Genomic DNA, 24,931 nt, shown 5'->3' on the forward strand with positions numbered 1-24,931 from the left:
ACCTGGTGATGGGCCTGGTGATGGGCGGCATTCCGGTCAGGGTTGCCCTTCGCCGATCTCGCCGACCGAAGGGGCCCTTCGGTCGGCAACCCCGGCGCACGCCGACCGTCAGGCCGGGCCGCGCTCGCCGCGGATGAACTCCTCGACGCGGTCGTAGGCGACCGAGTCGCGGTACTGCTCCGGCGGCGACTTCATGAAGTACGACGACGGGGCGAGCAGCGGGCCACCGATACCGCGGTCGGCGGCGATCTTCGCGGCGCGGACGGCGTCGATGATGATCCCCGCGGAGTTCGGGGAGTCCCAGACCTCGAGCTTGTACTCGAGCGAGAGCGGCACGTCGCCGAAGGCGCGGCCCTCGAGGCGCACGTAGGCCCACTTGCGGTCGTCGAGCCACGGCACGTGGTCCGACGGGCCGATGTGGACGTTGCCCTTGCCCATGTCGCGGTCGATCTGCGACGTCACGGACTGCGTCTTCGAGGTCTTCTTCGACTCCAGGCGCTCGCGCTCGAGCATGTTCTGGAAGTCCATGTTGCCGCCGACGTTGAGCTGCATCGTCCGGTCGAGGTGCACGCCGCGGTCCTCGAACAGCTTCGCCAGCACGCGGTGGGTGATCGTGGCACCGACCTGCGACTTGATGTCGTCGCCGACGATCGGGACGCCGGCGTCGGTGAACTTCTGCGCCCACTCCGGGTCGGAGGCGATGAACACGGGCAGCGCGTTGACGAACGCCACGCCGGCGTCGATGGCGCACTGTGCGTAGAACTTGTCGGCGTCCTCGCTGCCCACGGGCAGGTAGGAGACGAGCACGTCGGCGCGGGCCTCCCGGAGCGCGGCGACCACGTCGACCGGGTCGCTGTCCGCCTCGGTGATGGTCTCGCGGTAGTAGCGCCCGAGGCCGTCGTAGGTGTGCCCGCGCTGGACGGTGACGCCGGTCGGCGGCACGTCGGCGAACTTGATGGTGTTGTTCTCGGAGGCGCTGATGGCGTCCGCGAGGTCCTGGCCGACCTTCTTGGCGTCGACGTCGAACGCCGCCACGAACTCGAGGTCACGGACGTGATAGCCGCCGAAGTCGACGTGCATCAGACCCGGCACCCGCGCGGCCGGGTCGGCGTCGGCGTAGTAGTGCACGCCCTGGACGAGCGACGCGGCGCAGTTGCCCACGCCCACGATCGCCACTCGGACCGAACCCATGGCTGTTCTCCTCTTTGTCTCTTTCTCGGGGGTGACGGGTGACGGGACCTGTGGAGTCAGGCGCCGTGGGGGGCCGGGCGGGCTCCGGTGCCCGGGTCGTCGTCGGGGGACGGGGGCGGCTGCTCCCCACGCTCGGCCGCGATCAGCTCGTTGAGCCAGCGGACCTCGCGCTCGGTGGACTCGAGGCCGATGCGGTGCAGCTCGCGCGTGTAGTGGTCGATCTGCTCGCCCGCGCGGGACAGCGTCGAGCGCAGTCCCTCGCGACGCTCCTCCACCTGTCGGCGCCTGCCCTCGAGGATGCGCATGCGCACCTCGACCGGCGTGCGGGAGAAGAAGGCCAGGTGGATGCCGAAGCTCTCGTCGTCCCAGGCCTGCGGCCCGACCTCGGCGAGGAGCTCGTCGAAGCGTTCCTTGCCCTCCGCGGTGAGCTCGAACACGCGCCGACCCCGACGCGTCTTCGACTTCGAGCCCCAGGTGCTCCGGGACGAGGTCCGTGAGCGGGAGGACGCGGCGGTCTCGGCGCCCTCCTCGGTGCCCTCGCCCGGTGTGTCGGTGGTCTCGGCGATCAGCCCGGCGCGTTGGAGCCTGCGGAGCGTCGGGTACAGCGATCCCCACGAGAACGCGCGGAAGGTGCCGAGTCGGGCGTGCAGCTGTTTGCGCAGCTGGTACCCGTGCATCGGGGCCTCGTGGAGCAGGCCGAGCACGGCGAGCTCGAGCACGGCCACCTCCCCCGCATCCGACCGGACCGCTCGTCCCGATCATCGGTTCCGCCGTGACGATCACGACGTCCTTGTCGCCGACTATATCGGACCGATACATCAGGCGTCGTCGATCCGCGATCACGTCACAGTCGCGGCGGACGCCCGAGCACGCCCGCGAGCAGGGGACGCGGGACGCCGGGCATGGCTAGGCTGGTGTCGTGCCGGGAGCCCGTCAGGTGGTCGACTACGCGCTGCAGCGCCGCGCGATGCTCGCCGACGTCGCGGCGGGCCGCGTGCCCACCGCGGACGCCTGCGACGCCGGGACCTACCTGCTCCAGGCCGCCTCGTACCACGGTCGGCCGACCACCCGGAGGTGCCCGCTGTGCGAGCGGGAGCCGGTCGTCGAGGTGATGTGGATCTTCGGCGAACGACTCGGTGCAGCCGCCGGATCCGCTCGTTCTGCCGACGAGATCAACCGGTTGGCGGATGCGATCAGCGAGTTCACCGTGCACGTCGTGGAGGTCTGCCGGTCGTGCCGGTGGAACCACCTCGTACAGTCATACGTCCTGGGAACCGACGACGCGTCGGGAGGAGGCCGCCGGCGACGCCGGACCGCCTCCCCCTGACGCCCGTGGGAACCCGGTCCGACGGGAACGCCCACGGGCCCGAGGAGAGAACCACCCGGCATCGGGAGGCGATCGGTGGACGACGAGCGGCGCACGGACCGCGGGGGCGGTCGACCCCCGGGGCCCGACCGCGGCACCCCGCCCGCACCCCCGGCCGGGTCCGGCCCGCGCGGCGACCGCCACGGAGCGCCACCCGGCAGCCCCAACGGCGGCCCCAACGGCCGTCCACCCGGGCCCCAGCCCGGCCCGCCGCCGGGTCCGCCGCCCCAGCAGGGCCCGCCCCCGGGACCGCAAGGATCTCCGACCGGCCAGGGCCGCCCGCCCCAGGGCCGGCGCCCGCCGGGCCCGCCCGGACCGGGCGGACCCCAGCGCCCGCCGGAGAACGGCCTGCCTCCCGGCTGGCGGCAGGCGCCGCCGTCGCAGAACCCGACCCACCACCACGAGCACGACCGTGCGCCCACCGACGCGCCCACGGTCGCCACCGGAGCCGCGGTCGCTGCGCCCGCCGCGCGGCGCAGTGCCGTCGGCACGGTCACCCCGCCCGAGGGCCGCGAGTCCGCCCGTGAGCCGCGTCTGCTGACCCACGACAACGGCCGTCCGACGCGCGTCGACGGCGAGAACGGCCGCAGTGGCACGGCGACGCGGGCGACGGCCCCGGCGGCGAGCACCTCCGCGATGCGCAACGGCGGCCTGTCCGGCACCGCCGTCGCCCCGGCCCGCACCCGCCCGGGCGGCGGGGACGGCGGCGACGACGAGCCACCGGGCGGTCGGCGAGCGAAGCGCCCCGAGCCCGGTCCGGACCCCCGCAAGCGCCGGAACCGCCGCATCCGTCGCGTCGCGTACGTGCTGCTCGGCCTGTTCGTCCTCGGCCCGGTCCTGGCCTTCGCGGTCGGCTGGATCTTCTTCCGGGTGCCGACGCCCGACGACGCGACCAACAACCAGCTCGCCACGATCTCGTACGCGAACGGCTCCTCGCTGGCCTCCCTGGTGCCCGAGCAGGGCAACCGGATCAAGGTGCCGATCACCCAGGTGCCGCTGCACGTCCAGCAGTCGGTGCTCTCGGCCGAGGACCGCTCCTTCTACTCCAACCTCGGCTTCGACCCGGTCGGCATCCTGCGTGCCGTGTGGCTCCAGGCCACCGGCGGCAGCGGCGGCGGATCGACGATCACTCAGCAGTACGTGAAGAACGTGCTCGTGGGCGACGAGTACTCGATCTGGCGCAAGTACCGCGAGGTGGTGATCGCGGCGAAGATCTCCCAGGAGCAGAGCAAGGAGGAGATCCTCGGGAACTACCTCAACACGATCTACTTCGGACGCGGCGCCTACGGCATCCAGGCCGCGTCGCAGGCGTACTTCGGCAAGGACGTCTCGCAGCTCTCGGTGTCGGAGGGCGCGATGCTCGCCGGGCTCATCCAGTCGCCGTCGCGCTGGGACCCCGCCGTCGACCGCGGCATGTCCGAGCAGCGCTGGAACTTCGTCCTCGACGGCATGGTCAGCCAGAACTGGCTGCCCGCCGCCGAGCGGGCCGGGCAGGTCTTCCCGAACGCCATCCCGCCACAGCCGCGGCGCAGCGGCATCCCGGACAACGACCGCGGCCACATCGTCTCCGCGGTCCGCAGCGAGCTGAACTCCTACGGGATCACCGAGCAGCAGGTGAACCAGGAGGGCCTCCAGGTCACGACGACGATCGACCCGGACCTGCAGGACCAGGCGGTCGAGTCCGTCGAGCGCCGCCTGCGCGGACAGCCGGACAACCTGCGCACGGCCCTGGTGTCGGTCGACCCCCGCAACGGCGGGATCGTCGCCTACTACGGCGGGGAGGACGGCTCCGGGTTCGACTACGCCCAGGCCCAGCGCCAGCCGGGCTCGTCGTTCAAGCCCTTCGTGCTGCTCGCCGGCCTCCAGCGCAATCCGTCGCCGATCGGCCTGGGCACGACCTTCGACGGGTCGAGTCCGCAGACGATCGCCGGCACGGAGGTCGCGAACAACGAGGGTGAGAACTGCGCCAACTGCGACCTGCGCACGGCGATGACGCAGTCGATCAACACGGTCTTCTACCAGCTCGGCGTGCAGGTCGGCCCCCAGCGCGTGGCGGACGCCGCGCACCAGGCCGGCATCTCGGCCGAGCTGCCGAACCCCAGCGGCGGCATCTCGCTGGGCGACCGCGAGGTCCGCCCCGGCGACATGGCCGCGGCGTACGGGACGTTCGCCGCGGACGGCGTCTACCACCGGCCGCACCTCGTCAGCCGCGTCACCACCGCCGACGGCCGGGTGCTGTTCGACGCCGGTGCGCCGGCCGGCGAGCAGCGCCTGACCCAGCAGCTGGCCCGCAACGTCACCGAGTCGATGCTGCAGGTGGCCGACCACTCCGGCATCCCGCTCGCGGGTGGGCGCCCGGTGGGGGCGAAGACCGGCACTGTGCAGTCGTCGGTGGACGGGCAGAACAACGACGCCTGGATGGTCGGCTTCACGCCGTCGATCTCGACGGCGGTGTGGGTCGGCACCGACGACAACACGCCGATCAAGACGCGCGACGGGCGCCCGATCTACGGGCGCGGCGTGCCCGGCCAGATCTGGCAGGGCTACATGAACGACGCCGTGCGCGGCGACCCGGTCGAGCAGTTCTCGGACTTCCGGCCGATCGGCACCCCGCCCCAGACCACCCCGGCCGCGCCCCCGGAGCAGCAGAACTGCGTCGAGGGCCAGCCGTGCCCGCCCGAGGGCCAGCAGCAGGGCGGTGATCAGGGCCAGGGCGGTGATCAGGGCCAGGGCGGGGACCAGGGCGACCAGGGCGGCGACCAGGGCGGCGGACTGTTCGGCAACGGCGGCGACCAGGGCGACCAGGGCGGACAGGGCGGCGGTGGTCAGGACGGCGGCGCCGCTCAGAACGACAGCGGCGGCGAGGGCGGTGACGGCGGCGGTGACGGCGAAAGCGGTGGGAACGATCTGTTCCCCGGTACTTGACCGGCCTGACCGACTCCGCATCTGCAGGACCGCATGACCGGCGCGCCGACGCGCAGCAGCACCGAGGGCGGCGGCGGGGCCGGTGCCCCGACCGGACGGGCCCGCACCCACGACCCGGCCTCGCTCGGTCCGGACCTGCGGGTGCGCCCCACCCAGGAGGACCCGTTCGTCGCCTCGTTGTCCTCGGTGGTCGGCGGCCCGCTCGGCGAGCACGCCGTGGCCGGACGGGCGCGGTTCCTCACGCCGCTGCGGGTCGTGCTGCTCCTCGCGGTCGTCACGCTCGCGCTCGCGTGGTTCGCCAAGGCGCCGTGCCTGCAGCAGTACCCCGGCGACAACGGCCTCGAGCTGGACTGGCGTGACGGGCGTCAGTACGTGGCGATGTGCTACTCCGACACCGTCCCGCTCTACACCGCGGAGCGGCTCGACGTCGGCGGCATCCCGTACCTGACGTCGTGGGTCGACCGGCGCGAGGACGGCAGCGAGCAGGTCCGGTACATGGAGTACCCGGTGCTCACCGGGTTCTTCCAGTGGGCCAACGCCCGCCTCGCGGACGCCTGGCTGGCCGGCGCCGAGGCGGGGCTGCTCCCCGGTGGGCTGGCGGTGGTCGTCTACTTCGACCTGTCCGCGTTCTGGCTCGCCCTCGCGTGGCTGGTGACGATCTGGGCGCTCGTGCGCCTGCGACCCGGGCGTCCGTGGGACGCCGCGCTCGCCGCCGTGTCACCGCTGGTCGCGGTGCACGCCTTCACCAACTTCGACACGCTCGCCGTCGCCGCCGCGACCCTCGGGATGCTGGCGTGGGCCCGCCGACGACCCGTGCTCGCCGGGGTGATCCTCGGCGTGGGCGCCGCCGCCAAGCTCTATCCGCTGTTCCTGCTCTTCCCGCTCCTGCTGCTGTGCCTGCGAGCGGGACGGATGCGGGCGTGGGGGCAGGCGACCTCGACCGGGGTGCTGACCTGGTCGTTGCTCAACCTGCCCGTGGCCCTCGCCGCGCCCACGGGGTGGTGGGAGTTCTTCCGGCTCAACGGCGAGCGCGGCGCCGACCCCGACTCGCTCTACAACGTCGTCTCCGGACTCACGGGCTGGAGCGGGTTCGACGGCACGCTCGCACCCGGCGAGCCGCCGTCGGTGCTCAACGCCGTGAGCGCTGTGCTGTTCGCGGTGTGCTGCCTCGCGATCACGGTCCTCGTGGTCAAGGCGCCGCGGCGGCCGCGGTTCGCGGCGATCGCCTTCCTCGTGATCGTGGCGTTCCTGCTGACCAACAAGGTGTGGAGCCCGCAGTACTCGCTGTGGCTCGTGCCGCTCGCCGTCCTCGCGTATCCCCGCTGGCGTCCGCTGCTCGCGTGGATGCTCATCGACGCGCTGGTGTGGGCGCCGCGGATGTACTACTACCTCGGCACCGACGCCAAGGGCCTGCCCGCACCCTGGTTCTACGGGGCGGTCGTCGTGCGCGACATCGCCGTCCTCGTCATCGCGGGCCTCGTCGTGCGGTCGGTCCTGCGCCCGGAGCGCGACCCGGTCCGCACGCCGCGGGATCCGTCGTTCTCGCGGGGCCTCGACGACCCCGACGGCGGCGTCCTCGACGGGGCACCGGACGACACCCGGCGCCTGTCACGCGCCGACGCCGTGATCGAGGTGGTGGCGCGCCCGCTGCGCCGTCGGTCGCGCACTGGAGTCCCTCGATGAGGTCGCGACCCGCGGTGCGGGCGTGTCGCTGGGCGACGAGCTCGGCGGCCGGGTGAGGCTGGGCGTCACCACCGGGCGACCTACTCGTTGGTCACCACGTGCCGCCGGTCGGCCCGCTCCCCCGCGGGGCCCTCCGGCACTCCCCGGGCATTCGGAGAAAGGTCCCCTTCATGGCGCTGCGTGCTCCCCGCCGCCTGCTGACGGCCGTCCTCGCCGGTGGGCTGGTGACCGGTTCGTTGCTCCTCGGCGCCGGCTCCGCGCTGGCCGCCCCGGCGGCCGACGAGGACGTCGTCGAGGCGCGCTGCGGCCAGACCGTCCGCGCGGAGCCCGGCCAGACCGTGAAGGTGATCCCCGAGCTGGGCCTCCCGTTCGAGCGCGAGGTGCGCCGCGGGATGGAGCCGATCCGTGAGGTCCTCGGCGGCGTCGGTGGGCTGCTCTGCCGCGTGCAGGTGCAGGTCGTCGAGCCCGTCTCGGCGGGCGTCGCGCAGGCCGCGCCGCCGCTGCGCCAGGCCACCGAGCAGCTGAGCCGAGACACCGGTGCCGTGCTCGACCCGGCCCCGCGGTCGCGGACGACCGCCCCGCGCTCCGCGGCCGTCGCCCCGCCGGCCGCCGCCGCGCCGACGTTCACCCCCCAGCAGGCCGCGGCCGCCGCGCCGGCGTTCGCGCCCGCCTTCGGCACGCTCCCCTCGTCGTTCCTGCGCTCGGCGGCCGGTCCGGCCCCGGGGCTCGCGACCTACGACCCGAACATGCTGCTCGGCTCGGCGTTCCCCGGCCTGCGCGCCGGAGCACCCGCCTACCTCGGCTACGACGCCGCGAGCGCCGTCACCACCGCGAGCCAGGTCCAGGCCCTGCCGGTGGACGGCCTGACCGACGGGGGCGTGGGCGTGCCCGCGCTCATCGCGGTCCTCGCGCTCTCCGGCGTCGCGGCGTTCACGGTGCGGCGGATCGTGCTCGGCAAGGCCGCGCCGGCGGCGGCGCAGCCTGCGCCTGCCGAGAACGACGCGCCGGCCCCGGACGAGGCCCCGGACGAGGCCCCGGAAGAGCTCGAGGACACGCCCGTCGGCGAGGAGGCCGAGGAGGAGGCCGCCACCACGGCGGCCCCTCGGGCTCCGGTCCCCGCCTGAGAAATCCCGCCTGAGAAACCCCGCCCGAGAAATCCCGCCTGAGAAATCGGGCGGAACCAGGGGGCGGGCGGCTGCGTCGGACCTGGTAGGGCCTCGGCGGGACGGCGATCGCCGATTGCTAGCCTGGACATACGAGACCCTCCTGCCACGGAACGCCCGTGGCCGCGCAGCCCAGAGGAGGTGGTGGTTCTCGTGCGCCACTACGAACTGGTCGTGATCCTCGAGCCGAGCCTCGACGAGCGCACCGTCGCCCCGTCCCTCGAGACGTTCCTCAACGTCGTCCGCAACGACGGCGGCACGGTCGAGAACGTCGAGGTCTGGGGCCGTCGCCGTCTGGCCTACGAGATCGAGAAGCACGCCGAGGGCATCTATGCCGTCCTCGACATCAACTGTGAGCCCGCGACCGTCAAGGAGATGGACCGTCAGCTCGCGCTGAACGAGTCGGTGCTCCGCACCAAGGTCATGCGTCGCGATCCCGCCTTCGCCGGGCGCCGGGGCAAGGCGAACTGATGGCCGGCGACACGGTCATCACCGTGGTCGGCAACCTCACCGCCGACCCGGAGCTGCGGTTCACGCCGTCCGGTGCCGCCGTCGCCAACTTCACGGTCGCGTCGACGCCGCGCACCTTCGACCGCCAGAGCGGCGAGTGGAAGGACGGCGAGGCGCTGTTCCTCCGCTGCAACATCTGGCGTCAGGCCGCGGAGAACGTCGCCGAGACGCTCACCCGCGGTGCGCGCGTGATCGTGCAGGGCCGCCTCAAGCAGCGCTCGTTCGAGACCCGTGAGGGCGAGAAGCGCACCGTCATCGAGCTCGAGGTCGACGAGATCGGCCCTTCGCTGCGCTACGCCACCGCGTCGGTCACGAAGGCCTCCCGGGGCGGCGGTGGCGGTGGCTACGGCGGTGGCTACGGCGGTGGCGGCAACGGGGGCGGCGGTTACGGCGGCGGCTCCGGCGGCTCCGGCGGCTCCGGCGGCTCCGGGGGGTCCGGCGGCGGTGGCTGGTCCGGAGGGTCGGACGACCCCTGGGCCTCGGCCCCGGCCGCGGGTTCCTCGGGCGGGGGCGGCGGCGGTTACGACGACGAGCCCCCCTTCTAGATCTCACACATCCCAGTTCTGCTCAGGAGAAGAAACACCATGGCGAAGCCGCCGGTGCGCAAGCCCAAGAAGAAGGTCTGCACCTTCTGCAAGGACAAGAACCAGCTGATCGACTACAAGGACACCAACCTCCTGCGGAAGTACATCTCCGACCGGGGGAAGATCCGCGCGCGTCGGGTGTCGGGCAACTGCAGCCAGCACCAGCGCGACGTGGCCACCGCGGTGAAGAACTCCCGGGAGATGGCCCTTCTGCCCTACACCTCGACCGCGCGCTGAGGGAGGCCGACATGAAGCTCATCCTCACCGCCGACGTCCCGAACCTGGGCGGCCCCGGCGACACCGTCGAGGTCAAGGACGGCTACGGCCGCAACTTCCTGCTGCCCCGCGGGCTGGCCATCGTCGCCACGCGCGGCGCGCAGAAGCAGGTCGAGACCATCCGCCGCACCCAGGAGGGCAAGCGGATCCGCGACCTCGACCACGCCAAGGAGGTCGCCGGGCAGATCCAGGGCCTCGGCACCGTCACGGTCACCGGCAAGGCCGGCCAGGGCGGGCGCCTGTTCGGCTCGGTCACGCCGGCCGACGTCGTGTCCGCGGTCCGCTCGCAGGGCGGCCCGAACCTCGACAAGCGGTTCATCGACATCGCCGGGCACATCAAGTCCACGGGTGACCACGAGGTCACCGTGCGGCTGCACCCGGACGTCGCGGTCGCGCTGCCCCTGGACGTCCAGGGCGTCTGACCTCGCAGGAGCGTCCCCACCTCGGGCCCGGACCGCCGCGCGGTCCGGGCCCGACGTGTGTCCGGGCCCGGTTCCCCGATCAACGACCGGCGACGACGAGGTGACCACGCGATGTCGTCGATCATTCACGGGCCGTCCGGCGAGCCCCGGGCCCCGTTCGGCTCGACACGCGCCGGGAGCGCGCGAACACGCCGGCGACACGCCGTCGCGCGACGCGCCGAGCCGCTTTCATCCACTTGTTGTCCACAGGACTCAGAGGCCGTTGACCTGCACCGACACACCCACAGGAGTGGTTGCCAACAGGTTGTCCCCAGGTGTGTGCCCACGGTGGAGGTGTGCTCGGTGGACCGATCCCGGTCCTGTCCCCAGCCCATCCCCAGGGGCCGCTGGAACGACGGTCGTCGGGGACCTAACGTGCCGTCGACGCGGTCGCGATGGCTGCCCGTCGGGACTCCCGTGGCGCATCGGGTGCACCGGTCCCGCCGGGCTGTCGGTGGGCGTTGCTAGAACAGGTGTTCGACCGGCACGGGTCTCCGTGCGCGCGTCCTGGCGAGCGGAGGGAGTGACCGTCGTGGCGGTGCTGGACGATCGGGGGACGTCCGGGCGAGGGCCGGAGCGGCCGGGTGCCGCGCCGCCGGAGTTCGACCGGCAGCCGCCCCAGGATCTCCCCGCCGAGCAGTCGGTGCTCGGGGCGATCCTGTTGTCCAAGGACGCGATCGCCGATGTCGTCGAGATGCTCAAGCCCGACGACTTCTACCGCCCGGCGCACCAGACGGTCTACGAGTGCGTGCTCGACCTCTACGGGCGCGGCGAACCCGCCGACCCGGTGACGGTCTCGGCCGAGCTCGAGAAGCGCGGCGAGCTCCTGCGCGTCGGCGGCGCGCCGTACCTGCACACGCTCATCGCGACGGTGCCGACGGCCGCGAACGCCGGCTACTACGCCGAGATCGTGGCCGACCGCGCGATCCTGCGTCGCCTGGTCGAGGCGGGCACCCGCATCGTCCAGCTCGGCTACCACGGGGCCGAGGGCTCGGACACCGACGACATCGTCGACCGTGCCCAGGCGGCGGTCTACGAGGTCACCGACCGCCGCGTCACCGAGGACTACGTCGCTCTCGAGGACGTCCTGCAGCCGACGATGGACGAGATCGACGCCATCGCCTCGCGCGGCGGCGTGTCCTTCGGCGTGCCCACCGGGTTCACCGACCTCGATGACGTCACCAACGGCCTCCACGCCGGCCAGATGATCATCGTGGCCGCGAGGCCGGGAATCGGCAAGGCGCTGGCGCTCGACACCCCGCTCGCCACGCCCGACGGCTGGACGACGATGGGCGAGGTCGGGGTCGGCGATGCGCTCCTCGACGCCGCCGGCCGGCCGACGCGGGTGGTCGCCGCCACCGAGGTCCTGGCCGGTCGTCCCTGCTACGAGGTCGAGTTCTCCGACGGAACGGTGATCGTCGCCGACGAGTCGCACCAGTGGCTCACCGACACGAGGGCGTCCCGCCGGTCGGATCGTGTGGCCGCTCGGGTCCGCACCACGGGCGAGATCGCGGCGACGCTGCGCTGTGAGACCGCCTCCACGACGAATCCGGCCGGGGGCGTCAACCACTCGGTTCGCGTCGCCGAGCCGCTGCAGCTTCCCGAACGCGACCTTCTCGTCCCGCCCTACGCCCTCGGGGTCTGGCTGGGCGACGGGTCGGCCGCCTCGGCGTCGTTCACGAGCGCCGACCCGGAGATCGCCACGCACGTCGAGGCCGAGGGCCTCGAGTCGCCGCTCATCAGGCCGCTGCGCTACGGCCTGCGTCTGCCGGCAGGACCGCAGCCGGTGGAGCGGGCCTGTGTGGTCTGCGGAGCGAGCTTCCTCCCCGCAACCGTTCAGGCCCGCACGTGTGGTCGGTTCTGCGGCCGACGGGCCGAAGTCCTGTCCGCGCCCGTGCCGTCGCCGACGTGCCCCGACGGCGGTGGTCCCTCCTGCGGCCCGGCGCGGTGCCCGTCGTGCCGCGACCACCACGGGACGGTCCAGGGCCGTCTGCGGACGCTCGGTGTCCTCGGTGACAAGCACATCCCCGAGCAGTACCTGCGCGCATCCGAGGAGCAGCGCCGAGCCCTGCTGGCGGGCCTGCTCGACACCGACGGCACTGTCCTGCCCACGGGTGTCCTCCAGGTCGCGGTCACGAGCGCCCGCCTGGCGGCCGACGTCGCCGAGCTCGTCGCCGGCCTCGGTCTCCGTTGCTCGACGGTCACCAAGAAGCTGCCGGGCCGGACGGAGCAGTCGAGCACCGCGTACCTCGTGACGTTCTCGACCACCGAGACGGTGTTCCGGCTCGAGCGCAAGCGCCTGGCCCACAAGGAACGGCAACGGGCGACCGACACCACCCGCACCGGGCTGCGCTACGTCGTCGACGTCCGGTCGGTGCCCTCGGTGCCGGTGCGGTGCATCGAGGTCGACAACCCCGAGCACCTCTACCTCGCCGGCTCGTCGATGGTGCCGACGCACAACTCGACCCTCGGCATGGACTTCGCGCGGTCGGCCAGTGTGAAACACGGCCTGACCTCGGCGTTCTTCTCGCTGGAGATGAGCCGCACCGAGATCGTCATGCGCCTGCTCTCGGCCGAGGCGAAGATCCGTCTGGCCGACATGCGCGCCGGCACGATGACCGACGACGACTGGACGCGGCTCGCGCGGCGGATGAGCGAGATCAGCGAGGCGCCGCTGTTCATCGACGACTCGCCCAACATGACGATCATGGAGATCCGGGCGAAGGCGCGGCGGCTCAAGCAGCGCCACGACCTCAAGCTGATCATCCTCGACTACATGCAGCTGATGACCTCGGGCAAGAAGGTCGAATCCCGCCAGCAGGAGGTCTCGGAGTTCTCCCGTCAGCTCAAGCTGCTGGCCAAGGAGCTCGAGGTCCCGCTGGTCGCGATCAGCCAGCTCAACCGTGGTCCCGAGCAGCGCACCGACAAGAAGCCGATGCTCTCCGACCTCCGTGAGTCCGGGTCGCTGGAGCAGGACGCCGACATGGTCATGCTCATCAGCCGCCCCGACGCGTTCGAGCGCGACGACCCCCGCGCCGGCGAGGCCGACCTCATTCTGGCCAAGCACCGCAACGGCCCCACCGCGACCATCACGGTGGCCCACCAGCTGCACTACAGCCGGTTCAGCGACATCGCCCGGGGCTGAGCGGGCTCAGGCCGCGCGGCGCTGCTCGAGCTCACGCACCCGGCGTCGTGTGGCGCCCAGCGCGGCGGCCACGGCGGCGTCATCACGTCCGCCGAGGGCGGCCAGGCGCGACGGCCCCCACTCCACCTCGACCCACCGGCGGGCGGCGCGCAGGACGGTGAGGAAGGTCGCGTTGGAGACCTCGGCGACGCGCGGGTCGCCGAACTCGGCCGGCGCGAAGGCCCCGTGCCGCGTCACCGCGGCGAGGAGGTCGACGGCGGGGCCGAGGTGGTGTCGGTGGCCCGACGCCGCGAGCCGCAGGCGCGCGACCAGCAGCTGCAGCTGGCCGGTCAGGACGATGCGCCGCGCGCGGGCGTCCTCGGCCCAGGTCGCGTACCCGACGTCGAACATCGCCCGACCCTCGAGGTCGGCCCACAGGTCGGCCCACAGGTCGGCCAGGTCGGCCCACTGCCTCCTGGCCACCAGGTCGTTCCCCCGGGGCGTGCGACCGCGCACGTCGCGCAGGAAGAGGTGCTCGGAGATGCTGCGCACCCGGATGGCGTCGTCGCCCATGGCGCCCCCTCGTGACGATCACCCACACCCTGGCTGGTCCCGACGGAGCGCACAGGAGCCGTCCGGGTGGCCGCCGTGGTTCGCCCGAGTGGTCCTGCGGCGACGCTGCGTCAGGCCGAGCGCAGCGGGCGCGCCACCAGGGCGGCGAGGGCGAACAGCACCACCATGACCCCGACGGTCGCGGGCCAGCCCGCGATGCCGTAGGCGACGCCGCCGAGCGTCCCGCCCACCGACGAGCCGACGTAGTACGCGCCGAGGTAGAGCCCGGACGCGACCGCGCGGCCGTGCTCGGCGCGCTGCCCCACCCAGGCGCTCGCGACGGTGTGGGCGGCGAAGAAGCCGATGGTGACGAGCGCCAGGCCGGCGACGACGACGCCCGCCCACGGCGCGAGCATCGCCACGGCGCCGAGCACACCGAGCCCGGCGGCGCCGAGGAGCACGGGCCGGGCGCCCAGGCGGTCGGCGAGGCGGCCCGCGCGGGTCGAGGTGGCCGTGCCGACCGCGTAGAGCGCGAACACGAAGCCGACCAGGAGCGCGGGTAGCCGGAACGGCGGGCCGAGCAGCAGGAACGTCACGTAGTTATAGGCGCAGACGAACACGCCCATGACGAGGAGGCCTACGGCGTAGAGGCGCCGCATGATCGGGTCGGCGAGGTGCGCGCGGGCGGTGCGCAGCAGCTCGCCCACCCCGACCGGCTGCGGGCGGAAACGGCGGGACGCGGGGAGGACGAGCGCGAACACGACGAGGCAGGCGCCCGAGAGCAGCGCGATCCCACCGAGCGCCCAGCGCCACGAGCCGGTCAGGTCGGCGAGTGCGCTCACGACGATCCGGCCGCCGAACCCGCCCACCGAGTTGCCGGCGACGTAGAGACCCATGGCGCCGCCGAGGTGTTCGCCGTGGATCTCGTCGGCGAGGTACGCCATGCCCACCGCGGGGAGGCCGGCGAGCGCGAGGCCCTCGAGACCGCGGAGCACCAGCAGCATCCCGAACCCGGGTGCGACGGCGGCGGCGAGACCGAGCACCACCGCGGCGGCCAGCGAGCCGATCATGACCGGCCGGCGTCCCCAGCGCTCCGACAGGGCGCTGGCGGGGATGACGCCGAGGGCGATCGCGGCGGTGGTCACCGAGATCGACAGCGACGCGGTGCCCGGGGTGATGTCGTACGCGTCGACGAGCGCGGGCAGGAGCGGCTGCGTGGCGTAGAGCAGCGCGAACGTCGTGAAGCCCGCGAAGAACAGGCCGACGGCGACGGGACGGAAGCCCGGCTGCCCGCGGCGCAGGGCCGCCGGCTCCGCGGACACCACCGACATCGACATCGTTGCCGAGGCTAACTGTCGGCCGTCTCCCGACTCACCCACGCCAAGTACGGCCCGTGCCCACCGACCACCGGCAGCACCAGCACCTCGGGCACGTCGTAGGTGTGCTCGGCCACGAGGCGGGCAGTCAGGTCCTCGACGCGGGCGGCATCGGTCTTGAGCCAGAGCTGCCACTCCGGCTCGACCGACACCGCACCCTCCCAACGGAACACGCTGCGCACCGGCCCGGCGATCTGCACGCACGCCGCGAGGTGCGCGTCGACGAGCAGGCGGGCGAGGCGCTCGGCGTCGTCGGCGGAGTCGGTGGTGGTCAGGACGACGCGCGCGGTCGCCTCGGCGGACATGGGGCCTCCCCGTGATGGCGGTCGTGCCACGATGCGCCGATGCTCCTCGTCACGGGCGCCACGGGGTTCGTCGGGTCGGCGGTCGCCGCGTTCCTGCACGAGCAGGGGCACGCGGTCCGCGCGGTGGTCCGGGACCCGACCCGCGCCGCGGTCCTGCCCGCCGGGATCGAGCGGGTGGCCGCCGACCTCGCGGACGCCGACTCCCTGGCCCGGGCGATGGATGGCTGCGAAGGCGTCTTCCACCTCGCGGCCGCGGTGGGGATGCCGGGGCCGGAGGCGCGTGAGCTCAACGTCGGCGGCACCCGCCGGGTCGTCGAGGCCGTCCGCCGCGCCGGGGTCCGCCGGCTCGTCCACACCTCGACCAGCGCGGCGATCTGCGTCCCCGACCCGGACGGGCCCGGCTGCGTCGTCGCCGAGGACGCGCCGGGGGGCACCGCCCTCACCGACCCCTACTCGGTGACGAAGGCCGAGGCCGAGGCGGTCGTGCTCGACGCCGTCGCCGCGGACGGGCTCGACGCCGTCGTCGCGACCGTCGTCAACGTCTACGGACCCTCGCCCCGCGGGCCGCTGAGCTACAACCAGCTGTTCGCGGCGGCCGCCCGCGGCGAGGTCGCGGGCATCGTCGACACCCGCGTCGGCTGGACGCTCGCCGAGGACGTGGCGGCGGGCCAGCTCCTGGCGTTCGGCCACGGCGAGGCGGGGCGCCGGTACGTGCTGTGCGGCGAGATCGCGTCCTTCCCCGAGGTGCTCGACACCTACTGCGAGCTCGCCGGCAGCCCCCACCGGGCCCGCGCACTCCCGCAGGGCAGCGACCTCCCCGCGGACGCCCCGCCGTTCGCCGACCGGTCGGTCGTGTACGGCCATCTCGGGGGCTACCGGGTCCGCGACGACGGCGCCCGGGCCCTCCGCGCCGCGCCGCGCGGGATCGCCGAGGGGCTGGCGATCACCGCCCGGTGGATGTCCTGAGAACGAGGCCCGGACGTCAGTCCTTCGGGGGTGTAGGGAAGGGTCCGGTGGGACATCGGACACGCCCGCCGTCGCCGGTGGGTCGTGGATGCCAGTCTGGATCCCACGGCTGAACCTGACCCGGCCGGGAGAGAGTGAGCAGATGACCGACGACAACGAGGTCGGGGCCGGCGTCGTGGCCGCCTCAGGACAGTTCACGCTGGGCACGGACCTGACGGTCCGACGCCTGGGATACGGCGCGATGCGCCTGACGGGCGAGGGGATCTGGGGTCCGCCGAAGGACCCGGACAACGCCCTCGCCGTGCTGCGCCGCGCGGTCGACCTCGGCGTGGACTTCATCGACACGGCCGACTCCTACGGCCCGTACGTCAGCGAGGAGCTCGTCCGCGAGGCGCTCCACCCCTACCGCGGGGTGACGGTCGCGACGAAGGCCGGGCTGCTGCGCACCGGGCCGAACAAGTGGATCCCCTGCGGGCGCCCGGACTACCTGCGCCAGGAGGCCGAGATGAGCCTGCGCCGCCTCGGCGTGGAGACGCTTGACCTCTTCCAGCTCCACCGCATCGACCCGCACGTCGCCGCCGACGAGCAGTTCGGCCTGCTCGCCGACCTGCAGCGCGAGGGCAAGGTGCGCGAGGTCGGGCTGAGCCAGGTGTCGGTGGCCGACATCGAGGCCGCCGGCCGGATCGTCGACGTCGCCTCGGTGCAGAATCGCTACAACCTCGTGGACCGTGCGTCCGACGACGTGCTGCGCCACTGCACCGAGCACGGCATCGGGTTCATCCCGTGGGCGCCCGCCGACGCGGGCAAGCTCGCCGAGCCGGGCAACGCCGCCGAGCAGGCCGCGGAGAGGTTCGGCGCGACGCCGGCCCAGGTCGCCCTGGCCTGGCTGCTGCAGCGCAGCTCGGTGATGCTCCCGATCCCGGGCACCAGCTCGCTCGAGCACCTCGAGGAGAACTGCGGCGCCGCGTCCCTGGAGCTCGACCGCCGGACCGTCGCCACGCTCGACGCCGCGGCCTAGCCGCGATCTGGCACCACCGCGCCACCGGCCGGCCCCTGACCCGCTCACTGATCGCCTACGACCACTGCTCGGGTTCGGAGAGGTCCCGGATCTGCGCTGGACGACGTCAAGGACTCGCGGGACCTCAGTGGCCTGTTTCGGATGCTCGACCAGTGGCGTCGGATCGCGATCCTCCAGAGCGGCCCGGAGCGCTTCCAACGGGTCGCTCGCCGCGCCGCCGAAGCCAACATCGGACGGCCGAGCCCGGAGGACGAGCCGCTGTCGGGGACCCGCGCGAAGGCCGGTCTCTCACCCCCGGTGACGGTGCTCGAGGTGGTCTGGCTCGACGAGCCAGGTGCTTTCCGCTCACACGCGCGCAGCGCACCTCGCGGGCCGGGCGCGCTCGGCGTCACGCCGGGCCCGGCGGTCCTTGAGCCGGGCGACGATCCCGGTCGGCGGGTCCGGGTCCTCGCCCCGCTCGGCGCGTTCGGCGGCCGCCACGATCCGCCGTTCCATGCCACCGAAGACCAGCACATGGAACGGGGCGATGACGCGCCAGTAGGCGTGGCCCGCGAGCCCGTGCGGGAAGAAGATCGCCCGCTGCCGGTAGAGCGAGCCCTGCTCGGTCGGCGCGACGCGCAGCTCGAGCCACGCCAACCCGGGCGCCTTCATCTCGGCGCGCAGCCGCAGCAGCCGCTCGCCGGGCCGCAGCTCGGGGCCGTCCTCGCGCGGCCCGTGGGTCTCGTCGAGGCACTCCTCGACCCGCCACCAGTCCAGGGCGTCGCCGACCTTCAACGTGTCGGCGTCGCGGCGGCCGCGGCGCAGGCCGACCCCGCCGAACAGGCGGTCCAGCACCCCGCGCGCCCACCAGCCCAGCGGGAACGAGTACCAGCCGCGCTCGCCGCCGATCCCGGTGACGATGTGCCAGACGTTCTCCACCGACGCGGTGGACGGGCGCTCGCGGACGTCGGTGTAGACCGTGCCGCCCGCCCACTCCGGGTCCGAGGGCAGCGGGTCCGACGGCGCGTAGGTCGCGTTCGCTCCCGACCAGCGCGTCTCGACCTGCCCGGAGCCGATCCGCGACAGCGCGAGTGAGACCGCGCGCCGGAAGCCCGTCAGCCCGCCCTCCGGCGCCGGGACGAACTCCTCGATGTCGTTCTCGATCGCGACGACCTCGTGCACCAGGGAGTCGATGAGCGGCACGGCGGTGGAGCGCGGCACCGGGGTGACCAGGTTGACCCAGTGCGAGGACAGCCGCGGCGTCAGCACCGGGACGGGCAGCATGGCGCGCTTCGGCAGGTCGGCGACCTCGGCGAAGCCCTCCATCATCTGCAGGTAGGTCAGGACGTCCGGCCCGCCGATGTCGAACGTGCGGTTGACCTCGCGCGGCAGGGTCACGACCCGGACCAGGTAGTGCAGGACGTCGCGGATCGCGATGGGCTGGACGCGGTGGTGCACCCAGGACGGTGTGAGCATCACCGGGAGCCGCTCGGTGAGGTAGCGCAGCATCTCGAAGCTCGCCGACCCCGATCCCAGGATCACCGCGGCCTGCAGGACGACCGTGGGGACGCCGGAACGCAGGAAGATCTCGCCGACCTCGGCGCGCGACGCGAGGTGCTCGGAGAGCTCGACGCCGTGGGGGTGCATGCCGCCGAGGTAGACGATCCGCGACACCCCGGCCTCGCGGGCCGCCTGCGCGCTGATCATGGCGGCCCGGCGGTCGACGGCCGCGAAGCCCTTCTCGGACAGCGAGTGCACGAGGTAGTAGAGGACGTCGGCGCCCTGGCAGGCCCGCCGCATCGACTCCTCGTCGAGCACGTCGCCACGCACGATCTCGACCTGCTCGGCCCAGGGAACGTCGCGCATCTTGTCGGGGTTGCGCACGACGCACCGCACGTCGTGGCCCTCCGCCGCCAGTCGCGGGGCCAGCCGCCCGCCGATGTAACCGGTCGCTCCGGTGACCACGCATCGCACGGGGTGATCGTCGTGCCTGGCGCGCCGGCCCGCAGCGTCGACCGGACCGAGCCTGTCCCGACCGCGTGCGAGAACCCTCGATGCCGCTATCGGGGTGACACACGCCCGGGGGATCCGTCGGCGTGTCGCGGGCGAAAGGCCGTGTCGCCGCGAATCGGTCCCGATTCGCCCCCCAAGTCTCGCCACGCGGCTGCCGTTGATGGGACCGGACGCTCGATGCCGTTGCGCCGTTCGGCGGTGCAGCGGTGGCGAGCTGAACGATCAGCAGTCGGGGAGGTCGAGAGATCGTGTGGGTGTGGCGGGACGACATGGGGACCGGGGACGCGCGTTCCGGGGCCGGCGGGTGGCGGCTGGACGCCTACGGCACGTGGGTGTGGGACGAGCCCTCGCCGCTGGAGCGGCCCGGCGCCGGTATCGGGGCGCTGCGGCGTCCGGACCCGGCGACGCCGTCGGCACGGGTGGGCGGTGATCGGGCCCTGGCGACGCTCGGGCACACCGGCTCCGAGCCGACGCCGATCTTCCACGAGCTGACCGAGGACCGGACGCGGCCGCGGCGGGCCTACCGCGACCGCGACGCGCTCGCGGTGCCGGAGCCGCACCCCGGGTCCGGTCCGCTGCCGATCCAGGACGGGTCGGGGCGCCGTCGCGGCGGCCTCTCGGAGGTCCCCACGGTGCCGCCGCCTGCTCTCGACGGGTCGAGCTCCGCCGGCCTCGAGGAGTCCCCCGAGGACGAGCTTCGCCGCCGCGCCGAGCGTCGTCGCCGCCCGCGGGCCGAGGAGACGCCGAGCGAGACCGGCCGGCACGCGTGGCGCGAGGAGATCCGGGGCGGGCGGCACGCCCTGCGTCGCTGACGCCCTCGGCGGGTAACGACCCCACGGGTCGCCCCGCCCGGGGCGGCCCGGCGCTCCGGGAGAGGCTCCGGTGCGGGGCTATGCTGCGGCCGCTGTCGGCCCCGGGCCGCCCCGTCGGCCTCAGGCGAGCCCGTCCCGGCGCCGCACTCGAGCTGTTCGTCGCGCCCGTGGAGGTCGCTCCCGTGATCGTCCGTCGTCTCGCCCGGCCCATGCTGGCCGCCATCTTCATCAAGGGCGGGGTCGACACCCTGCTCAATCCCGAGCCGCGCATCCAGAAGGCCACGCCGCTGCTGGAGAAGGCGGCGCCCAGCCTGCCCGAGCAGGTCCCGTCCGAGCCCCACCAGCTCGTCCGCATCGATGCCGGGGTGAAGATCGCCGCGGGGTCGCTGCTGGCGATCAACAGGTTCCCGCGGGTGGCGTCGCTGGCGCTGGCCGCGACCCTGGTGCCGACCACGGTGGCGGGACACCCGTTCTGGGAGAAGTCGGACCCGGCGGAGAAGCAGGCCGACCAGCAGCAGTTCCTCAAGAACGTCAGCATCCTCGGTGGGCTGATCCTGGCCGCGGTGGACACGGGCGGGAAGCCGTCGCTGGGCTGGCGCGGCCGCCGCGCGGCCCGCAAGCTGGCGAAGCGGGCCGACGAGCTCACCGGGCACTCCGACGACGCGGGCGACAAGCTCCGCGAGGCCGGCGACAAGGTCCGGAAGAACGTCGTGGACGGTGTCGACGTCGCGATCGGCTCGCTCGCGTCGTGATCCAGCCCGGGGCCGCTGCCGACGGTGGCGGCCCCGGCACCGGCCCGGTTCGTCTCGCCAGCACCTAGGGTGGCGGCCGTGTGGACGAACTGGTCGGGCGGCCAGGAGTGCCGGCCGACGGCGACGGTGCGCCCGCTCGACGACAGCGGCGTCTCCGCCGTGGTGCGCCGAGCCGCCGACCGCGGACAGGCCGTCCGGCCGGTGGGGTCCGGGCACTCCTTCAGCGCGATCGCCGTCACCGACGGCGTGCACGTCGACCTCTCCGCCTTCAGCGGGGTCACCGGCGTCGGCGTCCGCGCCGACGGACCCACGGTGCGCGTGCGGGCCGGAACCACGCTCGCCCGGCTCCATGACGAGCTCGCCGAGCGGGGGCTCGCGCTCGAGGCGCCCCTCGAGCTCGCCGCCCCCACGGTCGGCGGCGCGCTGGCCGTCGGGATGCACGGCAGCGGATCCGCGGTCGGGTCGCTGTCCTCCGCCGTCGTGGGCCTGCGCCTGGTCGACGGGCGCGGGCGCCTGCGCGACGTCTCCGTCGCCGACCTCGACGCCGCCCGGACCTCGCTCGGCGCCCTCGGCGTCGTGCTCGAGGCGGAGCTCGCGGTGGTGCCGGCCGGCCGCGTCCGGGTCACGCGCGCCCCGAGGCCCGTCGAGGAGGTCCTCTCGGAGGACTTCTGGACCGCCCACCCGGTGGTCGAGGCCGCGGTCTTCCCCTCGGCGAGCACGGCGCTGACCCGCTGGGTCGAACCGCGCCCCGAGCACGCCGACATCGACGACGCGGACGACGAGGAGGACGCCCCCGAGCGCACCGTCGGCGTCACGGTGGCCGGGGCCACCGGGCGCAACGCCCTCGGTGGCGCGGTGCTCGTGGAGCGGGCGCTGCCCCGCCTCGTCCCGCGCTTCAACCGCGCGGTGTCCCGGCTCGCGCGCACCGTCACCGCGACGGGACCGATGCACCGGGTGCTCTCGAGCCCACCCGCGGTGCGCTTCGAGCAGACCGAGTGGGCGCTGCCCCGCAGCGCGATGGCCGCCGGGACCCGCCGGCTGCTCGCCGCCCTCGCCGACGACGGACTCGAGGTGGGGCTGCCCGTGCGCCTGCGGGTCGGGCCGCCCGAGACCGGCTGGCTGCACCCCGCCCACGACCGCGCCACGGGTTGGGTGGCCGTCCGCGTCCCGCGTGGCACCGACCACGCCCCGGTCCTCGAGCGCGCGTGGCGCGTCCTGCGCGACCACGGCGGCCGCCCGCATTGGGCGTCGCGCTCCGACTGGACCGTCGAGGACACCGCTGCGGCCTACCCGCGACTGCCCGACTTCCGCCGGGTCCGCGACGACTACGACCCGGACCGGGTGTTCTCCACGCCCGCGCTGGATGCGGTGCTCGGCGACTGACCGTCCTCCTCGAGGTCCTCCGCGGCCCCCAGGTCGATCGCGAGCGCGACCACGGCCTGGTCGACGCGACGCAGCAGCCGGGCCGCGGTGAGCATCATCGCGCGGCGGTGCGGGTCCCCGGTCCGCGCGGCGTGCTCCTCGGCGGCGTCGACGAGCTGCTCGGCGGAGCGGGCGCGGACCCGCCCGCCGTCGGAGGCCCGCCGGCCGCGCACCAGGACGTCGCGCAGCCCGTCGAGGTTGGCGCGCACCCGCGCCGCCGCCGGGTCCAGCGTCGCGGCCCAGGAGGGGTCGGCGACGTGGTCGGCGGTGCGGGCCAACGAGCGCGCGTAGACGTCGCACACGACGAGCACGCGCAGCCCGCGCTGGTAGCTCGACCGCGCCCGGCGGCGGGCGAAGGGCGCGGCGAGGGTCTGGGCGCGCAGGCGCAGGGTGGCCAGGGCGTCGTCCATGGCCCGCACGCTCTCCCGGGGCGTCGCCGTCGGCCGCCGGCCCACGAGCCGGTCGATCGCCTCCGCGAGGACGCGGTCCATGGTGTCCACGACCTCGTTCACGGCCTCGCCGAACGCCGTCCGGGTGCCGCGCGGGAGGACGAGGAACGCGGCCACCACGGCCGCCGCCGCGCCGATCGCGGTCTCCTCGATCCGCAGCACGAGCGTCTGGACGCTGAACTGGCCGATCAGGCCGTAGACGAGTGCGAGCACCGCGGTGATCCAGAAGGCGAGCATCGACGGCGACACCCGCACCAGGTAGAGCGCGAGGAAGACGCAGACGAACAGCAGCAGCAACGAGGCCACGGTGTTGCCGCCGACGAGCGCCGCGAGTCCCATCCCGGCGACGACGCCGCCGACCGTGCCGAGCACCCGTCCCCAGCCGCGGGAGAGCAGGTCACCGCGGCTGTTGGTGCCCGCGAAGACGACGAACGCGGTGATCACGGCCCAGTACCAGCGCGACGGCGCGATCAGTTCGCCGGCGACGATCGCCAGCGTCGCCGCCACCCCGACCTGCACGGCCTGGCGGGTGGACAGCGCGATGCCGCCGGTCCCCGACGCGGGCTCCGTCTCCGGGTCCACGGGTCGAGCTCCCCTGTCGGCGTGCTCGTCCGACTGCTCCGTCTCCCGCCGCACGTCGTCGTCCTCGGGACGCTCGGATGCCGGGCCCGGCCGACCGTCGGGCGGGGGACGTTCGTCCAGCGTGTCCGGGGCGGGGCCGCCGCCGGCCGGCGGGGGCGGTGGCCGCCGCGGACCCGCGCCCGGCGCGCCGCCCTGGGGACGCCGGGCGGGCGCGTCGACCTGGGCGTGGTGGATCGCGTCGGCGACGCGGCGCACGGCGAAGGCCGTGCGCTGGACGCGCTCGTGGCCGGGGCGCGTGTCCGCGACGAGCCCGGCGACGGCCGCGCGGGCGTCGTTGGCCGCCTCGAGGATCGCCTGGTGCCGCTGTCCGGAGGTCAGCGCCGTCTGCAGGTGCCGCAGCCCGGTGCGCAGCGCGGCGACGACGGGGGCGTCGATCGGCTCCTCCGGGTCGTTCCGCTGCGGCAGGGCCAGGCGTCGCGTGACGACGGAGAGGCGCTCGAGCGCGAGCTCCGCGTCGGCGACCCGCAGAGCCAGCGTGGCGTCCTCGAGGCCGGGCCAGACGCGGCCGGCGGTGGTCTGCTCGAGGGCGTCCTCGACGAGCAGCGAGACCTCCTGCAGGCGGGCGCGGGAACGCCGCAGCGCCTCGAGGTCACCCTCGTCCGGCCCGCCCGCACCGATGGCGGCGAGCACGGTGTCGGTGGCTCCGACCAGCGCGTGGGCCCGGGCGCGGAACGCGGCGACCATCCGCCGCAGCGTGCGGGCCGGGCGCTCGGCGAAGACGACCCCGCGCAGCAGCAGGGTCGAGGAGATCCCGGCGACCACGGCCACGAGAAGCCACGGCACCTGCGCCGGCGCGACCTGGAGGAACTGGGTGAAGAAGAACGGCATGAAGGCCGCCAAGCCGAGCGCGAACCCGCGCGGGCCGTACCGGCGGACCCAGACCGCGATCACCATGACCGCGACGAACGCCGCGGCCGCGGGGATCCGGTAGGGCGCGATGAACGCCCCGGCGACCGTGCTCGCGGCCGCGGGCAGGAGCATCAGAGCGGTGGTCACGCGCCGTCGCGGCAGGTCGGGCTCGTTGACGGCGAGGTTGGAGACCATCGCGAGCACGCCCGCGAACAGCAGGACGGTGACCGGCTCGGAGGGTGCCAGCAGCGCCCGGCCCAGCGCGACCGCCCCGACCGCGAGGATCATCGCCGCGATCGCGATCGACGCGAGGCGCAGGCGCGTCAGGCCCGGGTCGACGCCGGCGAGCCATGTCCGGAGGTCGAGGGACCCGCCCGATCGCCGCCCCCTCACCCGCCCCTCCCTCGCTGCGCTCCGTGGCCCGCGGAGTCTCGCACGGGGGGACGGCGCCCAGCCCGACCTCGACAGGGTTACCTGTGAGTAATAGTCTTGGGTTACCGGTCGGTAGAAGAC

At 74.0% G+C, this 24,931-nt stretch carries 21 protein-coding genes and 1 pseudogene; 15 read left to right on the plus strand and 7 right to left on the minus strand.

Annotation, left to right across the window (positions count from 1 at the left end; genetic code table 11):
• Window positions 1-108: 108 nt before the first annotated feature.
• Window positions 109-1,191 carry an inositol-3-phosphate synthase gene (locus AC2A1K_RS11410; RefSeq protein ID WP_483896413.1) on the minus strand — a complete coding sequence of 361 codons (1,083 nt, stop codon included), beginning with the start codon at window positions 1,189-1,191 and terminating at the stop codon, window positions 109-111.
• 56 nt (window positions 1,192-1,247) lie between these two features.
• Window positions 1,248-1,910 carry a PadR family transcriptional regulator gene (locus tag AC2A1K_RS11415; RefSeq protein ID WP_483896414.1) on the minus strand — a complete coding sequence of 221 codons (663 nt, stop codon included), beginning with the start codon at window positions 1,908-1,910 and terminating at the stop codon, window positions 1,248-1,250.
• A gap of 200 nt (window positions 1,911-2,110) precedes the next feature.
• Between AC2A1K_RS11415 and AC2A1K_RS11420 the strand changes: the two genes are divergently transcribed.
• From AC2A1K_RS11420 to dnaB, 9 genes are all read left to right on the plus strand, one after another.
• The gene (locus tag AC2A1K_RS11420; RefSeq protein WP_483896415.1) at window positions 2,111-2,518 is read left to right on the plus strand and encodes a DUF5318 family protein; all 408 of its coding nucleotides are present in this window, start codon (window positions 2,111-2,113) and stop codon (window positions 2,516-2,518) included.
• Window positions 2,519-2,593: 75 nt separating this feature from the next.
• Window positions 2,594-5,482: a transglycosylase domain-containing protein gene (locus AC2A1K_RS11425; protein ID WP_483896416.1), complete on the plus strand. Its 2,889-nt coding sequence runs from the start codon at window positions 2,594-2,596 to the stop codon at window positions 5,480-5,482.
• A gap of 33 nt (window positions 5,483-5,515) precedes the next feature.
• Window positions 5,516-7,165 (plus strand): glycosyltransferase family 87 protein, encoded by a 1,650-nt coding sequence (locus AC2A1K_RS11430; protein WP_483896417.1) that lies wholly within the window; start codon window positions 5,516-5,518, stop codon window positions 7,163-7,165.
• Window positions 7,166-7,335: 170 nt separating this feature from the next.
• A complete protein-coding gene (locus AC2A1K_RS11435) occupies window positions 7,336-8,289 on the plus strand; it encodes a hypothetical protein (protein WP_483896418.1) in 954 nt (317 codons plus the stop codon).
• Window positions 8,290-8,472: 183 nt separating this feature from the next.
• Entirely contained in the window at window positions 8,473-8,799 is a 327-nt protein-coding gene (rpsF, locus tag AC2A1K_RS11440; protein WP_444876327.1) for a 30S ribosomal protein S6, read from the plus strand.
• The gene (locus tag AC2A1K_RS11445; protein ID WP_483896419.1) at window positions 8,799-9,383 is read left to right on the plus strand and encodes a single-stranded DNA-binding protein; all 585 of its coding nucleotides are present in this window, start codon (window positions 8,799-8,801) and stop codon (window positions 9,381-9,383) included. Before rpsF ends, AC2A1K_RS11445 begins: the two co-directional genes overlap by 1 nt.
• A gap of 39 nt (window positions 9,384-9,422) precedes the next feature.
• Window positions 9,423-9,659 carry a 30S ribosomal protein S18 gene (gene rpsR, locus AC2A1K_RS11450; protein ID WP_116707953.1) on the plus strand — a complete coding sequence of 79 codons (237 nt, stop codon included), beginning with the start codon at window positions 9,423-9,425 and terminating at the stop codon, window positions 9,657-9,659.
• 11 nt (window positions 9,660-9,670) lie between these two features.
• Window positions 9,671-10,120 carry a 50S ribosomal protein L9 gene (gene rplI, locus AC2A1K_RS11455; RefSeq protein ID WP_483896420.1) on the plus strand — a complete coding sequence of 150 codons (450 nt, stop codon included), beginning with the start codon at window positions 9,671-9,673 and terminating at the stop codon, window positions 10,118-10,120.
• A 571-nt stretch (window positions 10,121-10,691) separates the two neighbouring features.
• Window positions 10,692-13,304 carry a replicative DNA helicase gene (gene dnaB / locus AC2A1K_RS11460; RefSeq protein ID WP_483896421.1) on the plus strand — a complete coding sequence of 871 codons (2,613 nt, stop codon included), beginning with the start codon at window positions 10,692-10,694 and terminating at the stop codon, window positions 13,302-13,304.
• Between the two features lie 6 nt (window positions 13,305-13,310).
• Here the strand turns inward: dnaB and AC2A1K_RS11465 are convergent, their stop codons facing one another.
• From AC2A1K_RS11465 to cutA, 3 genes are all read right to left on the minus strand, one after another.
• Window positions 13,311-13,856: a hypothetical protein gene (locus tag AC2A1K_RS11465; RefSeq protein ID WP_483896422.1), complete on the minus strand. Its 546-nt coding sequence runs from the start codon at window positions 13,854-13,856 to the stop codon at window positions 13,311-13,313.
• Between the two features lie 110 nt (window positions 13,857-13,966).
• The gene (locus AC2A1K_RS11470; RefSeq protein ID WP_483896423.1) at window positions 13,967-15,172 is read right to left on the minus strand and encodes an MFS transporter; all 1,206 of its coding nucleotides are present in this window, start codon (window positions 15,170-15,172) and stop codon (window positions 13,967-13,969) included.
• An 11-nt stretch (window positions 15,173-15,183) separates the two neighbouring features.
• Window positions 15,184-15,516: a divalent-cation tolerance protein CutA gene (gene cutA / locus AC2A1K_RS11475; RefSeq protein WP_483896424.1), complete on the minus strand. Its 333-nt coding sequence runs from the start codon at window positions 15,514-15,516 to the stop codon at window positions 15,184-15,186.
• 39 nt (window positions 15,517-15,555) lie between these two features.
• On the opposite strand from cutA, the gene AC2A1K_RS11480 reads away from it, so the two are divergent.
• The 3 genes and pseudogenes from AC2A1K_RS11480 to AC2A1K_RS11490 form a co-directional block, all read left to right on the plus strand.
• Window positions 15,556-16,482 carry an NAD-dependent epimerase/dehydratase family protein gene (locus AC2A1K_RS11480; RefSeq protein ID WP_483896425.1) on the plus strand — a complete coding sequence of 309 codons (927 nt, stop codon included), beginning with the start codon at window positions 15,556-15,558 and terminating at the stop codon, window positions 16,480-16,482.
• A 142-nt stretch (window positions 16,483-16,624) separates the two neighbouring features.
• On the plus strand, window positions 16,625-17,500 hold the full coding sequence (locus AC2A1K_RS11485; RefSeq protein ID WP_483896426.1) for an aldo/keto reductase: 876 nt from the start codon (window positions 16,625-16,627) through the stop codon (window positions 17,498-17,500).
• Window positions 17,501-17,596: 96 nt separating this feature from the next.
• Window positions 17,597-17,764: pseudogene (locus tag AC2A1K_RS11490) on the plus strand (DUF6247 family protein); the annotation flags it as partial.
• Between the two features lie 81 nt (window positions 17,765-17,845).
• Here AC2A1K_RS11490 and AC2A1K_RS11495 read toward each other — a convergent pair.
• Window positions 17,846-19,453 carry an SDR family oxidoreductase gene (locus AC2A1K_RS11495; RefSeq protein ID WP_483896427.1) on the minus strand — a complete coding sequence of 536 codons (1,608 nt, stop codon included), beginning with the start codon at window positions 19,451-19,453 and terminating at the stop codon, window positions 17,846-17,848.
• 308 nt (window positions 19,454-19,761) lie between these two features.
• On the opposite strand from AC2A1K_RS11495, the gene AC2A1K_RS11500 reads away from it, so the two are divergent.
• The 3 genes from AC2A1K_RS11500 (at window position 19,762) to AC2A1K_RS11510 (ending at window position 22,439) form a co-directional block, all read left to right on the plus strand.
• Window positions 19,762-20,304 (plus strand): hypothetical protein, encoded by a 543-nt coding sequence (locus AC2A1K_RS11500; protein ID WP_483896428.1) that lies wholly within the window; start codon window positions 19,762-19,764, stop codon window positions 20,302-20,304.
• A gap of 182 nt (window positions 20,305-20,486) precedes the next feature.
• Complete coding sequence (locus tag AC2A1K_RS11505; RefSeq protein ID WP_483896429.1) at window positions 20,487-21,056, plus strand: DoxX family protein; 570 nt, start codon at window positions 20,487-20,489, stop codon at window positions 21,054-21,056.
• Between the two features lie 78 nt (window positions 21,057-21,134).
• Window positions 21,135-22,439 carry a D-arabinono-1,4-lactone oxidase gene (locus tag AC2A1K_RS11510; RefSeq protein ID WP_483896430.1) on the plus strand — a complete coding sequence of 435 codons (1,305 nt, stop codon included), beginning with the start codon at window positions 21,135-21,137 and terminating at the stop codon, window positions 22,437-22,439.
• Here AC2A1K_RS11510 and AC2A1K_RS11515 read toward each other — a convergent pair.
• Window positions 22,382-24,811 (minus strand): FUSC family protein, encoded by a 2,430-nt coding sequence (locus AC2A1K_RS11515; RefSeq protein ID WP_483896431.1) that lies wholly within the window; start codon window positions 24,809-24,811, stop codon window positions 22,382-22,384. The genes AC2A1K_RS11510 and AC2A1K_RS11515 overlap by 58 nt on opposite strands.
• Window positions 24,812-24,931: the final 120 nt, after the last annotated feature.

It is taken from the genome of Actinomycetospora sp. 2LY8.5, assembly GCF_057180585.1.

Excerpts from the sequence above, each read along its gene's own strand:
- AC2A1K_RS11430 (WP_483896417.1), top strand. The coding sequence starts at position 5,516 with ATGACCGGCGCGCCGACGCGCAGCAGCACCGAGGGCGGCGGCGGGGCC.
- AC2A1K_RS11410 (WP_483896413.1), bottom strand. The coding sequence starts at position 1,191 with ATGGGTTCGGTCCGAGTGGCGATCGTGGGCGTGGGCAACTGCGCCGCG.
- AC2A1K_RS11485 (WP_483896426.1), top strand. The coding sequence starts at position 16,625 with ATGACCGACGACAACGAGGTCGGGGCCGGCGTCGTGGCCGCCTCAGGA.
- rpsR (WP_116707953.1), top strand. The coding sequence starts at position 9,423 with ATGGCGAAGCCGCCGGTGCGCAAGCCCAAGAAGAAGGTCTGCACCTTC.
- rplI (WP_483896420.1), top strand. The coding sequence starts at position 9,671 with ATGAAGCTCATCCTCACCGCCGACGTCCCGAACCTGGGCGGCCCCGGC.
- cutA (WP_483896424.1), bottom strand. The coding sequence starts at position 15,516 with ATGTCCGCCGAGGCGACCGCGCGCGTCGTCCTGACCACCACCGACTCC.
- AC2A1K_RS11465 (WP_483896422.1), bottom strand. The coding sequence starts at position 13,856 with ATGGGCGACGACGCCATCCGGGTGCGCAGCATCTCCGAGCACCTCTTC.
- AC2A1K_RS11480 (WP_483896425.1), top strand. The coding sequence starts at position 15,556 with ATGCTCCTCGTCACGGGCGCCACGGGGTTCGTCGGGTCGGCGGTCGCC.
- AC2A1K_RS11500 (WP_483896428.1), top strand. The coding sequence starts at position 19,762 with ATGGGGACCGGGGACGCGCGTTCCGGGGCCGGCGGGTGGCGGCTGGAC.
- AC2A1K_RS11435 (WP_483896418.1), top strand. The coding sequence starts at position 7,336 with ATGGCGCTGCGTGCTCCCCGCCGCCTGCTGACGGCCGTCCTCGCCGGT.
- AC2A1K_RS11445 (WP_483896419.1), top strand. The coding sequence starts at position 8,799 with ATGGCCGGCGACACGGTCATCACCGTGGTCGGCAACCTCACCGCCGAC.
- AC2A1K_RS11470 (WP_483896423.1), bottom strand. The coding sequence starts at position 15,172 with ATGTCGATGTCGGTGGTGTCCGCGGAGCCGGCGGCCCTGCGCCGCGGG.